Origin of the sequence: Mesorhizobium japonicum MAFF 303099, from assembly GCF_000009625.1 — a bacterium.
In the GTDB taxonomy this organism is placed as follows: domain Bacteria; phylum Pseudomonadota; class Alphaproteobacteria; order Rhizobiales; family Rhizobiaceae; genus Mesorhizobium; species Mesorhizobium japonicum.
Genome location: NC_002678.2, coordinates 1,440,236 through 1,452,954 on the forward strand (window position 1 = coordinate 1,440,236; position 12,719 = coordinate 1,452,954).

The following is a 12,719-nucleotide window of genomic DNA, read 5'->3' on the forward strand; positions in this document are numbered from 1 at the left end:
TGGCTGCCGTTGATCAAGAGAAAGAGGTGGCCGAACTGGATCCGGCCACCTCGTGGAGTCTATTCGACCGCGCGGCTTACTTCGCCGCCGCTTCGGCCTGCAGCGCCTTCAGATCCCAGCAGCTGTCGGGCTTGAGGTCGGCCTTGGTCGTCGCCTTCTCCAGCGTGTAGATGTAGGTGTGCGAGGTGCCGGCCGGCTGGCCGCTCTGCAGCAGGAACTTGATGATGGCGTTCATGTCGCCCGACTGGCGGGCAAGCTCGGTCATCACCACGGCCCCGTAGGTGCCGTCCTGAAGCTTGTCGCAATCGGCGGCTTTTTCACCGCCGCCTGTGGTGACCAGGAACACCTTGCCGTCGAGCTTGGCGTCGCGGATCGCGGCCGATGCGCCGGTGGCGTCACCGTCCCAGAAATCGATGATCGAGCAGATGTCCGGGTTCTGCTGCAGCATCGTCGTCGTCACATTGCGCGAGGTCGTCGCATCCCAGTTGGAGTCGGGCTTGGCGACCACCTTGAAGTCGGGATGCTTGTCCAGCACCTTCATGATGCCGGCATACTGGTAGAGGCTGGAGGAGTTCGCCTGGTCGCCCTGCACCAGCCCGATCTTCTTCGACGAGTTTTCACCGCAGCCCTTGATCGCCGCTTCGGCCTCGAGCTGGCCCAGCCGGTCCCAGTCGCTGCCGACAAAGGCGTCGGCCGGGAAGTTGGCGGGGTTGTCGACCAGAAGCACATAGGTGCCGGCGGCCTGCGCCTTCTTCATCAGCTTGGAATAGGAGTTGAGGTCCGGCGCGTGGATGATCAGCACGTCGGGCCTGGTGTCCGACGAGATGGCGTCGGTGATCGCCTGCGCGCCGGCATCGACCACCCAGTTCGGATCGCGCGTCTCGAACGTGCCGCCCCAGGCCTCGACCTCCTTCTTCAGATAGTGCGCCCAGCCCTGCGCCAGGTCGAAGCCCATCGCCAGCGGCACCAGCATGACGCGCTTGCCCTTGAGCGCCTGTGCGTAGGCCGCCGGGCCCGGATCGTCGGCGGCGAAAGTCGGCGCCACGAAGGCGGTAATGGCGAGCGCCGTTGCGGCGGCCATAAGTGTCTTGATCAGTCTCATGTCACGTCCTCTGGTTCGGTTTCATTGCCGGCCGATCGTCGCGATCACGCCGGGTACCCCAAGCAAGATGGGCTAGCCCATCCGCTCTAAATGTCGCCCTGTTGCGCGGTCTGTTCGTCGCGCGGATTGATGATGCCGTCGACGATGATGGCCCCGAGCAGGATCGCCGCCTTGATCAGGTTCTGGTAGAGCAGCGGGATGTCGATGATGGTCATGGCGTTGAGCAGGATGCCGATCAGCGCCGCGCCAACCAGCACATTGCGCACCCCGCCCCTGCCCCCCGACAGGCCGATGCCGCCGATCACCGCCACCAGCACGATGTCGTAGAGCAGTGTCGAATTGACGACACGCGTGTTGATCGAATGCAGGCTGGCCGCCGTCAGCAGGCCGGCGATCAGTGCGACGAAAGCGGAGAGCACGTAGCGCAGCACCAGCATCGGCCGCACCGGAATGCCGATGTTGCGCGCCGCCACTGGATTGTCGCCGGCGAAATAGATGTAGCGGCCCCATTTGGTGTAGCGAAGGAACAGGAAGAACAGGAAAGCCAGCCCGGCGAAGACGAACACCTCGATCGGGATATCGAGGAAGCGCAGGCCGCCGAGCAGTTCGACCCAATGGCCCTGCGGCACCGGTACCGCGTCCTGCGTGATCAGTTGCGAACGCACATAGCCGAAAACGAAGGAGCCGGTCGCCAACGTCACGAAGATCGCCGGCACGTCGGCATAGGCGACGAGAAAGCCGTTGAGCAGGCCGATGACAAGCACGCCTGATAGTACATAGGCGAAGGCCAGCCCGTCCGAAGTGCCCGTGTCGAGCAGTTGCAGATACCAGGCGACCGACATCGCCATGATCGCCACGGCCGACAGGTCGATGCCTCGGCCGATGATCACGACCGCCATGCCGAGCGCCAGGATGCCCAGAACCGACACGGACCTGACGATGGCGACAAGGTTGTTGGGGTCGATGAAGCCCGGCAGGCCTATGGCCGCGGCAACGAACAGCACCACCGCGATGGCAAAGACAATGCCTTCCTGATTCAGGCTCCTGAGATTTGGCCAGCCGATCGCATTCATGTCTGCATTTGCCCCGATGGCAGCGCTGCCATCCCGAAGGCAAAAGCTAATCGGCTCAACGCCGGTTCGTCAAATGAATCCGCGTTCAGAACGCGGCCTTATACCGATATTCGCCGAGTGGACGCATCGATTGCCAAAACTGGCGCAATGCCCGGAAACTCCTGCATTTTTGGCAATCGATTGCGCTATCGCAGCCATTTCGCGAAAGTGCTGCATCAAGGCGAAAGGATGAGGCGGAATTTATCTCCGCATCAGGCGAGAAAATCCAATTTTCAATTCCCCGGCACGTGACCGGAAACCTCGGCTCCCGCAGCTCGTGGCAGCACCAGAAAACGCAACGCCGCCACCAGCCCGATGGCGCCGATCACGAAAAAGGCGATTCGAAAATCGACGAGGTCGAGCGACGGTTGCGCCCTGGCGATCTGCGACAGATTGAGGATCGCCGCGGCCACGGCAACGCCGAACAGCATCGCCACCTGCTGCAGCATCGAGGACAACGTCGCCGCCGAGCTCCGCCGCGCGGCGTCGATGTCGGCGAAGGCCAGGGTGTTGAGCGCGGTGAACTGCATCGAGCGCGACAGGCCGGCGATCAGCATCAGCACCACCACCAGCGCCTGCGGCGTCTGCGGCGAGATCACCCCGCAAGCCATGATCGAGGCCGAGGCGATGATGCCGTTGACCACCATCACCGAACGGAACCCGAAACGCCGCAGCGTCGGCGTCGTCACCGTCTTCATGCCGAGATTGCCGACGAAATAGGCCAGGATCATCAGGCCGGCATCGACGGGCGACAGGCCGAAGCCGAGCTGGAACAAAAGCGGCAACAGGAACGGCGTGGCGTTGATCGCCACCCGGAAGATGGTGCCGGCTGCAAGCGTCGAGATGGCGAAGGTCAGCACCTTGAACGAGGAGAGGTCGAGCAGCGGATGTGGCGCGCGCCGCAGATGCCGCACCGCCAGCCAGCCGATGACGATGCCCGCCGCGATCAGCAGCACCGTCGGCAGCATGCCATCCTCGGGATGCGCGATGCGCTCGAGGCCGTAGAGCAGGCAGGCGAGCCCGAGCGACGTCAGGAAAAACCCTGGCCAGTCGAGCGGCTTGGGATTGGCCACGCGATCGCCCGGGATGAAGCGGGCAACCAGCGCCAGCCCGATCAGCCCAAGCGGGATGTTGATGAAGAAATTCCAGTGCCAGGACAGAGTGGTGGTGATGAAGCCGCCAAGCACCGGACCGACCACCGGCGCGAACAGCGCCGGCCAGGTGATCAGCGCGGTGGCGTTGAGCAGCTCGGATTTCGATGCATTGCGCAGGACGAGGATGCGGCCGACCGGCGTCATCAGCGCACTGCCCAGCCCCTGCACGGCGCGAGCGGCAACGAATTGGGTCAGATTTTGCGAGAAGCCGCAGGCGAGCGAGGCCAGCGTGAACAGCGCGATAGCCACGAGGAAAATGTTGCGCGCGCCGAAGCGGTCGGCGAGCCAGCCCGACAGCGGCACGAACACCGCCATGGTCAGCATGTAGACGGTGATGCCGACGCTCATCGCCACCGCCGGCACGCCGTAGGACTGGCCCATCTGCGGCAGCGAGGTCGAGATGATCGTCGAATCCAGCAGCTGCATGAAGAAGGCGATGGCGACGATCAGCGCCACGCGCCGCGCATTGGTGGCCGTTTCGGGTAAGGCTTCAGTCTCGGGAATGGCAGTCATGTCGGTACGGGTTTGAACAGCATCTGGCCGGCTGCGTCCATAGCCAGCGCAACAAACTTTCGTGTCGCGTCGCGGCCTGCTATGGGATGGACGGGGCGAGAGGAAAGTGCGCGCGCAAAATGAAGCCCATCTATATCGACTATCTCAATGCCTTCGACATCGAAGCGCTTGCCATGACCGATGGCGAAATCATCGCTGCGGTCGAGGCTGGCCTCGTCGCCCAGGGCAAGGGCCAGACGGTGATCGAGCCGCGCGTCCATCTCGAACCGGATCCATCCTTCCACGGCCATTTCAATGTGCTGCGCGGCTACGTCGCGCCACTCGACACGGCAGGCGTGAAGATAGTCGGCGACTATGTCGACAACTATCTGCACGGCCTGCCCTCGGAATCCGGCATCCTCAATCTGTTCGATCCGCGCACCGGCACGCCGCGCGCCATCCTCGACGCCACCGTCATCACCGACATGCGCACCGGCGCCGTCACCGCCATCGGCGCCAGGCATCTGGCGCGCAAGGACTCGAAGGTGCTCGCCCATATCGGCGCGCGCGGCACCGCCTATTGGAATGTGCGGCTGCTCGACCATCTCTTCGATTTCGACGAGATCCGCGTCCATTCACGCCGCCCGGAAAGCCGCGACGGCTTTGCCGCCAAGCTCGCCGCCGACCTCGGCAAGAAGGTCACGGCCGTAGCCGACTGGAAAAGCTGCGTGGAGGGCGCCGACATCGTCGTCGAGGCTTCGCGTCTGCCGGAGCCGCAGCCGCTGCTCAAGACCGAATGGATCAAGCCCGGTGCGCTGGTCGTGCCCTATGGCACGATGAGCGCGGTGGAGCTGTCGCTGACCGACATCATGCAGAAGATGGTCGTCGACGACTGGGGCCAGTGCAAAAGCGGCAAGTTCGGCTCACTGCGCGCCCATGTCGAGACCGGCCGGCTGAGCGAAAAGACGTTGCATGCCGAGCTCGGCCAGATCGCCGCCGGCCTCAAGCCGGGCAGGCAGAGCGATGACGAGACCATCCTGTTCTGGCATCGCGGCCTGTCGCTCTCCGACATTGCGCTGGGCAAGGCGATGCTGGCCAAGGCAGGGGAAAAAGGCATCGGCCAGAGGCTGCGTTTCGCATGAGCGCGCTCATCCTCACCGGAGCCGGCGTCGGTGTCGGCGATGTCGCCACCGTCGCCCGCCAGGGGCGCAAGGTGGAGATCGGACCCGAAATCATCGGCAGGCTCGACAAGGCGCGAAAAGTGCTCGACCAGGCCGCCGCCTCCGGCCAGCAGATCTACGGCCTGAACACCGGGCTCGGCGCCAATCTCGGCACAACAGTCGACGGCGATGCCAGCGCCTTCCAGCGCCAGTTGCTGGAAGGCCGCAGCGGCGCGGTCGGCGAAACTCTGCCGATCGAGACCGTGCGCGCCACCATGGTCGCCCGCGCCTCGATGCTGTCGGCCGGCGGCTCCGGCCTTTCGCCCACCGTGTTCGTTGCGCTGGTCGATGCGCTCAATGCCGGTGTCCATCCGGTGATGCCGTCGCTCGGCTCGATCGGCGCCGGCGACCTCGTGCTGATGACCGCGCTTGCCCGCCTGCTGATCGGCGAAGGCGAAGCCGATTACCAAGGCCGCCGCATGCCGGCGGCCAAGGCGCTGATGATGGCCCGCCTCGCGCCGATCAGCCTGGCGCCGAAAGACGGGCTGTCGCTGATCAACGCCTCGGCGGTCTCCGCCGGCAGCGGCGCCCTCGCGATCACGGATGCGCTGGCGGCGCTGGCCCAGCAGCAGCAGGCCGGCGCGCTGACCATGGAAGGTTTTGGTGCCAACCGCACCATCCTCGATCCACGCCTGCAGATGGCGCGGCCGGCTGCCGGACAGCAGGAGGCGGCGAAGGCCTTGCATGACCTTCTCGCCCGCGACGAGATGCCGGCGCCCACGACGATTCAGGATCCCCTGTCGATCCGCTGTATGCCGTCGATCCACGGCGCGCTGATCGAGGCTATCGGCCAGGCAAAACGCGCCGTCGAGATCGAACTCAACGCCGCCGCCGACAACCCGCTGGTGATCGGCGACGACGAACTGGTGCTGTCGACCGGCAATTTCCACACGGCCTCACTCTCGCTTGCTTTCGAGACGCTCGGCCTGGCCATCGCGCAATGCGCCGCCGCGAGCGTCGCGCGCTTCATCCAGCTCACCGGCTCGGGCCGCAACGGCCTGACCAAATATCTGTCGCCGATCGGCGGCGCCTCGGCCGGTTTCGTGCCGTTGCAGAAGACGGCGACGTCGATCCTGGCTGCCATCCGCCACAAGGCCAATCCGGTGATGCTCGACTTCCTGCCCGTTTCGGAAGGCGTCGAGGACCATGCGACCCAGTCGCCCCTCGCCGTTTCGAAATGCGCCGGAATGATCGCGCTGTGGCGGCGGCTGATCGCCTTCGAATTGATGGCTGCCGCCCAGGCCGTCGATTTGCGTGAAGGATTGACGCTGGCGCCGCGCACCGGCGCGATCTATGCGGCGGTACGCGCGCATGTGTCGATGCTGAAAGACGACCGGCCGCTTGGGAACGACGCCGAGGTGCTCCACGCCATGCTCGCCGATGGAGCGTGGCGAGGCGCAGCGATGATCAGCAAAGAATCCGAATAATCAGCTCTTTGCGTCTACCCTTTTCATGAACAGGCTGAGCTCGGCCGGGTCCATGTGCACGACGTGCCTGTCCTCGGGATAGGCGCCGCTGTTGACGTCGGCGACATATTCGGAGAACGCCGCCACCCGCTCGGCCTGCAGCCTGTCATACTCGGCGGCGAAGTTGCGGTAGACCTTGGAGTGGCGCGGCATGTGACCCCGGTTCTGGCCGAGAATGTCGTCGGCGAACAGATATTGCGCGTCGCAGCCGGTGCCCGCCCCCATCGACAGCATGATCAGCGAGGTGCGCTCCGAGATCGCCTTGGCGACCTCGACCGGCACCACTTCGATCTCGGCGCCGACAGCACCGGCGGCCTCCAGCTGCTTCACCGCTTCGAAAACCTGGATGGCTGTGTCGGCGGTCTTGCCGACCGCCTTGAAGCCGCCGGTCCAGGTGGCGCGTGACGGAATGAGGCCGACATGGCCGATGACGGGAATGGCATCGTCCGCCATCCGTTTGATCGTGGCATAGCCGGCGCTGCAATAGACCGCGTCGGCGCTTGCCTTGTAGAGCCGGAAGGCCCAGCGCACGAAATCATCCGCAGTGCCGATCTCGAAGAAATTCTCGCCCGGCATGGTGAACAGGCTGGGCGCGGCATCGCGATACTGCGGGTTGAGCACCAGTTCGGGCGGCACCGAGACGATGTCGACCCCAGCCCGCTCGGCGGCCTGCGCCTCGTCCAGGTTGAGCACGCGCAGCATGGTCAGCTGGCGCTTGCCCTTCATCGCGCGCAGATCGGCGACGGTCGGTCTCTTTCGGCTCATTAAAACGTCCCCTTTGTGATGCTGGATCGGTTGCCGCGCGTCAAATCTGGATCATCACCTTACCGGCCTCGATCTTTACCGGATAGGTCACGAGATTGACGCAGACCGGCGCGCCCTTGGCGGCACCTGTCTTGTAGTTGAAGCGGCCATTGTGCTTCGGGCATTCGATAATGTCGTCCATCACCAGCCCGTCGGCCAGATGCGCCTTCTCATGCGTGCAATAGCCGTCGGTGGCGAAGAACTCGTCATCGGGCGAGCGGTAGATCGCGAAGGTGCGGCCGCCATGGTCGAAGCGGATGACATCCTCTTCTTCGACATCATCCACCGCGCACGCTTCAACCCAATCGGCCATCTCGGTCTCCTGCAAAAAATTCGCGATCGCTATTCGGCCGCCGACATATCGACCTCGTGAAACTCGCCGCGATAGGGCCTGGCCGTCGGCGGCAGTTCGCGCTTGAGATAAAAATCCTCGTATTTCAGCTGCCGCAGCAGGACCGGCCAGACCTCGCGATAGGCGTGCCACATCGACGGGTTTGGCTCCGGCAGATCATGCTTGATCAATTCATGCAGCTTGGGCAACGCGTGATACGGCACCATCGGGAAAATGTGATGTTCGACATGGTAGTTCATGTTCCAGTAGATGAAGCGGCTGATCGGGTTCATGTAGACGGTGCGGGTGTTGAGCCGGTGGTCGACGACATTGTCGGCCAACCCGATATGCTGCAGCAGGCCGGTCATCACCATGTGCCAGGTGCCGTAGAGACGCGGCAGGCCGACCAGTACCAGCGGCTGCCATGATTCCAGCGCGATCGCGAAAGCGATCGTCGCAACGTACACGGCCATGTGCCAGCGGGCGGCGACCACCGCCTTGTGCTGTTCCATCTCGGGGATGTAGCTCTTCTCCTCCTCCGACAGCGTGCCGAAGGCCTGGCGCACCAGCGTCGGCAGCGAATAGCGGAAATCGAGAATGCCGGTGAAGGCCAGTGCCGCCTTCAGCAGGTCCGGCGGGCGCATGACCGCGATCTCGGCGTCGCGGCCGACGATGATGGTGTCGGTGTGGTGGCGGGCATGGCTCCAGCGCCACTGCACGGGATTGCGCATCAGCATGAAGGAGGCGATGTGGTAGACGACATCGTTCATCCAGCGCGTGCGGAAGGCCGTGCCGTGGCCGCATTCGTGCCAGCGCGAGTCGCTCGACGAGCCGTAGAGCACGCCATAGACGAACAGGAACGGGACCACCCACCACGAGCCCCAGAACCAGACGATGCCGGCGGCCGAACCCAGGATCGCGGCGATCCAGATGATGGTGTCGCGGATCGCCGGACCGTCGGAGCGCTGCATAAGCTCCTTCATCGCCTTGCGCGGCACGTCGGTGTGGTACCATTCGGCCGAGGCCAGGCCGGTCTCGATCGCGGCCCGGGTGCTTTCGCCGACCAGGCTGTAATCGCGCTTCGTCTTGGCCGCCGTCGTCATCGTCGCCTCCCGCGGCCCCTATAGGCCGTTGGCGCGGAATTTTCCGTCGAGGAATGTTTTCGCGCGCGGCACGTCGTCCTCGGTCAAATGCTCGATGATGACGGGGATGTTCGGGTGCTTTTCGCTGAGCCGCTTCAGGTAAAGGTCATAGTTGAGCGAGCCGAGGCCAGGCGCCGGCAATTCGATCTCGCCGACGCCGCGGAACGTCAGTCCCTCATGCGCGTCCTGGTCGCCGATGTCGGCGTGCTTTTCCGACTTGTCGCTGCCTGAGCGCTTCACATCCTTGGCATGCGCGATCCGGATCTTGTCGGTCAGCGTGTCGAACACCTGGTTCAGCACCTGGTCCATGCGGTCGATGTTGTGCGCCTCGAAGTAATTGGTCGGGTCCATCAGCAGGCCAAGGCCGGGATGGTCGACCTGCGCGAACATCCTCACCGTCTCCTCGACCGAGCCGACGACATTGTTGACATAGGTTTCGAGCAGGAAGACCGCGCCATGGTCATAGGCGGTCTGGGCAAGGTCCGAAATCACCTTGCGGCATTCCTCGAAACCTTCCTCGGTCTTGTTCCTGGGGTGATGCACCCAATCGGACTCGGTGTTGTAGGTCCCGGTCTCCGAGATCACGTAGGGCGAACCGAATTCGCGCGCGTTGCGGATGATTTCCTTGAGATAGCCGACGCGTTTCTCGCGCTCGGCTTTGTCGGGATGGATGATGTTGGTGTAGCCGGAGATGCAGCAGACCGGCAGATTGTGATCGCGGAACGTGTCGCGCACTGTCCTCGCCTTGTCCCGGGTGATCTGCCCGGCCGTGAGATCGATATCCCGGAAATGCAGGTCGAGCTGCACGGTGTTGAAGCCGAGCGCGCGGATGCGCCTGGCGGCCTCATCGAGTTCGTAGGGAAAGTAGCCGGTGAAGACCCCTGCCTGCATCATGATGTGAACTCCTGCCGGTAAACGATTCAGCCGCCACGCTTATTGCGCGGTGGCGTACTTTCAGTTGGTCGAGATTTCAGAAAGCCTGACGGTGCGGCCTTCCGCCATCGAGCGATAGCCGGCCTCGACCAGCGCCATGGTCTTGACGTTGTCGGCAACGGAGAGGGCCGGTGGCGTGCCGGTCTTCACCGCATATTGCAGCTGCTCCATCACGCCGATGAAGGCATGCGGAAACCACATCGTGTCCCAACTCGGCGTCACCCATTCGCCGCCTGTCGTCTGCGTCGAGGCATAGGTCAGCGTCGAAGCGACGCCCGTCGGCCAGCCGATCGTGCCCTTGGCGACACCCTTGGTGCCGTCGACACGCCAGTTGATGTGCTGGTCGTCGCGATAGCCCTGCTCGCGCGGACCGGACCAGACATCTTCCAGCGAAACGGCGAGCACCCCGGAGGGGAAGCGCAATGTCGACACGGTGATGCCGTCCGAATGGTCGAAAGTCGTGCGCGGATCCTTGCGCGTCAGCGTCGTGATTTCGTGGGGATCGCCGAACAGGAAGCGCAGCACATCGAGATGATGCACGCTCATATTGGCAAGCGTCAGCCGATCGTAATCGGCAAGGAAAGCCTGCCAGTGCGGGATCGCATGCATATCGATCTGCGCGAAGACGATGTCGCCCAGCGCACCGCTGTCGATGATCTGCTTCAGGACGCGCATCGACTGGTCGTAGCGCATGTTCTGGTTGACCGAGAGGATCTTGCCTGACTTGGCGGCCTCGTCGCGCAGCTTGATCGCCTCCTCCACCGTCAGCGCCAGCGGCTTCTGCGCCAGGATCGCCTTGATGTGCGGCTGTTTCAGCGCGTGACGGATGAGAGCGGGCTGCTGGTCGGGCGGAAAGGCAAGGTCGACGATTTCGACCTTGGAATCCTCGATCAATTGCTCGGGCGTATCGTGAACGATCGGAATATCCCAGCGCCTGGCCACCTTCTCGGCGCTGGCCTTCGTCCGCGAGGCGATCGCCACCACCGGGAAGCCTGCTTGCGCATAGGCGGCCAGATGGCATTCGGCCATGATCATGCCCGCACCGACGCAACCGATCCGGTATTCCCTGCTGCGAACCTTCACATCCGGTTCGAAATCCGTCCCTGCCATCCATTCCTCCCTGGAGGACAGCATATAGCGCCACGGCTTGCCGGTCAGCCAAGGCCGGCACCATCATTTCCCATCACCGCCGTCATCGGCGACACCAATCACTGGGGGCAGCGTTTGTTAGGCTTTATGGATGACCGCCTCGCCCTGCTCACCGACACGGATGGCGATCCGGTCGCCGGAAGCAATCCCTGCAATGTCGCAGACCACCAGCGGCATATGGATGTCGTAGAGAAACTCGGCGACGATGGCGCCCACCGCCAGGATCGGGTCCGGCCGCTCCAAAAGAATGCCGGCCGGCGCGGTACCCCGGCGGATCGCTTCGGCCAGGACGGACGACGACGAGGACGACCCTCGCCCGCTCGGCATGACCAGGATCCTGCCGGCGACATTCTGGCCCAGCCCAGGATGCGAATGGTCGATGATGTCACCCGTCTCGGCGTCGATGCCGCCCCAGAAACTGAGCGGCTGCGAGAACACCAAGGCCAGGCCGTCCGCCTCACCGGCAAGTTGGAAAGTGCCCAGCCGTTCGACGGCGTCCTTTGCAATCGGCTGCGTCACGAGGCACCCCGCACGACATGTCCGGCCGCCGCGGAGCGGATGCAATCCGCCATCTCGGCGAAGGCGACGGTCACACCGATATTGCCCGGCGCGTAATGCGCCCATTTGCCGGAATTGGTCATCACAACGCCGTCGAGGCGCTCGAGGATGGAGGTGACATAGGTGCAGGTGTCGGCGACCGGGATCAGACCGAACGCCTCCATGCCAGCCAGAGCCCCTTCCTCTTGCAGCCGCGTCAGCGTCGCGCGTCCGGTGTTGACATAGATCGGGATGCCCCTGCCCGGTGCTGCCTCGCGCAGCATGGGCAACAGGCGCATCCACTCCTCATGCGAGAAATGCGGCGTGCCCAATGACACGGCGGCCAGCGGCGCCCCGTCGGCCACGCCGGACAATCTGGACAGCGCATGATCGATGTCTGCCTGGGTGATGCGGATCGTCTCTTCCGGCGCGTGGCCGTGGAACGCCTGGTCGAGAGTGTTGGCCTCCGGCGTGATGCCGACCGCATGGAACAATGCCACGGCACCGGTCGTCGCGGCCGCCGCGCCCAGCGCCTTCATCTGATCCTCGTCGCGCGGCGGCAGCAGGCCGGCAATGACCGGAATGCGATCGCCACTGGCTTGCCCAACGATCAGCCCGACGCCGACGAACAGGCTGTCGCTCGGTTCGGCCTCGGCGATGTCCAGTTCGAACAGGATGCGGCCGCGCCGGTTTTCGCTGAGATGCAGGCCCCAGGCCGGCGCGCGCCCGGTCATGGCGCAGCACAAATCGATGAAGTCGCCATAACGATTGGTGCGCGCGCCGATCACCGAATTGGCAAAGACGATGGCGTTGGATTCGCCCCAGGCGATCTGCTGGCCGAAACTTGGCCGGAACCGCGTCTGGTAGGGCGCGCAGGTGAAGGTCGCCTGGCAGCCTAGCTCCAGATGCGCCTTCATCAGCCGCCGCGCCGGCACCTCTTCCGCCGCCGGCATTTTCACCATGCCGGGATGGATGAGGTCGAACGAGCCGACATTGAGCGTCGTCGGCACCTGCACGCGGCCGGCGCCCTCGACCAACCGTTCGACGAAATCGAGCCCGGCCTTGCCGTGGTAGAGGCAGCCATCGATATGGGCGCCTGAGATGTCGAGCAGGCCGCGCGCGCCCACCGCGTTGGAAAAGGCGACGAGGATTTTCATGGCGGCGGCTGCCGATGGGCCTTGCTCGCCGTCGAGCATGGATTGGTCCTGTGCGGTCAGTTCCAGCGTCATCGGAATGCTCCGGGCTTATGCCCGGCTATGCTGTTCCCTATTGTCGCT

The 12,719-nt window shown here is 64.1% G+C and carries 12 protein-coding genes; 2 read left to right on the forward strand and 10 right to left on the reverse strand.

All coding sequences use genetic code 11. From position 1 onward, the window contains the following. Positions 1–76: 76 nt before the first annotated feature. The 3 genes from MAFF_RS07985 to MAFF_RS07995 form a co-directional block, all read right to left on the reverse strand. Positions 77–1,102, reverse strand: coding sequence for a sugar ABC transporter substrate-binding protein (locus MAFF_RS07985; RefSeq protein ID WP_010910382.1), 1,026 nt, complete (start codon positions 1,100–1,102; stop codon positions 77–79). 86 nt (positions 1,103–1,188) lie between these two features. Next, positions 1,189–2,175 carry an ABC transporter permease gene (locus tag MAFF_RS07990; protein ID WP_010910383.1) on the reverse strand — a complete coding sequence of 329 codons (987 nt, stop codon included), beginning with the start codon at positions 2,173–2,175 and terminating at the stop codon, positions 1,189–1,191. A gap of 272 nt (positions 2,176–2,447) precedes the next feature. Next, a complete protein-coding gene (locus tag MAFF_RS07995; RefSeq protein ID WP_010910384.1) occupies positions 2,448–3,881 on the reverse strand; it encodes a DHA2 family efflux MFS transporter permease subunit in 1,434 nt (477 codons plus the stop codon). Between the two features lie 119 nt (positions 3,882–4,000). Between MAFF_RS07995 and MAFF_RS08000 the strand changes: the two genes are divergently transcribed. Next, positions 4,001–5,002: an ornithine cyclodeaminase family protein gene (locus MAFF_RS08000; protein ID WP_010910385.1), complete on the forward strand. Its 1,002-nt coding sequence runs from the start codon at positions 4,001–4,003 to the stop codon at positions 5,000–5,002. Then, on the forward strand, positions 4,999–6,507 hold the full coding sequence (locus MAFF_RS08005; RefSeq protein ID WP_010910386.1) for an HAL/PAL/TAL family ammonia-lyase: 1,509 nt from the start codon (positions 4,999–5,001) through the stop codon (positions 6,505–6,507). The genes MAFF_RS08000 and MAFF_RS08005 overlap by 4 nt, the downstream gene beginning before the upstream one ends. Here MAFF_RS08005 and MAFF_RS08010 read toward each other — a convergent pair whose 3' ends face one another. From MAFF_RS08010 to MAFF_RS08040, 7 genes are all read right to left on the reverse strand, one after another. Beyond that, positions 6,508–7,311, reverse strand: a complete 804-nt coding sequence (locus MAFF_RS08010) for a 3-methyl-2-oxobutanoate hydroxymethyltransferase (RefSeq protein ID WP_010910387.1) — start codon at positions 7,309–7,311, stop codon at positions 6,508–6,510. Positions 7,312–7,351: 40 nt separating this feature from the next. Next, the gene (locus MAFF_RS08015; protein ID WP_010910388.1) at positions 7,352–7,663 is read right to left on the reverse strand and encodes a MocE family 2Fe-2S type ferredoxin; all 312 of its coding nucleotides are present in this window, start codon (positions 7,661–7,663) and stop codon (positions 7,352–7,354) included. Between the two features lie 29 nt (positions 7,664–7,692). After that, entirely contained in the window at positions 7,693–8,784 is a 1,092-nt protein-coding gene (locus tag MAFF_RS08020; RefSeq protein ID WP_010910389.1) for a fatty acid desaturase family protein, read from the reverse strand. An 18-nt stretch (positions 8,785–8,802) separates the two neighbouring features. Continuing rightward, positions 8,803–9,717: a sugar phosphate isomerase/epimerase family protein gene (locus tag MAFF_RS08025; protein WP_010910390.1), complete on the reverse strand. Its 915-nt coding sequence runs from the start codon at positions 9,715–9,717 to the stop codon at positions 8,803–8,805. 60 nt (positions 9,718–9,777) lie between these two features. Beyond that, complete coding sequence (locus MAFF_RS08030) at positions 9,778–10,866, reverse strand: Gfo/Idh/MocA family protein (RefSeq protein ID WP_010910391.1); 1,089 nt, start codon at positions 10,864–10,866, stop codon at positions 9,778–9,780. A 117-nt stretch (positions 10,867–10,983) separates the two neighbouring features. After that, a complete protein-coding gene (locus MAFF_RS08035) occupies positions 10,984–11,424 on the reverse strand; it encodes an aconitase X swivel domain-containing protein (protein ID WP_010910392.1) in 441 nt (146 codons plus the stop codon). Beyond that, positions 11,421–12,671, reverse strand: coding sequence for an aconitase X (locus MAFF_RS08040; RefSeq protein ID WP_010910393.1), 1,251 nt, complete (start codon positions 12,669–12,671; stop codon positions 11,421–11,423). The genes MAFF_RS08035 and MAFF_RS08040 overlap by 4 nt, the downstream gene beginning before the upstream one ends. Positions 12,672–12,719: the final 48 nt, after the last annotated feature.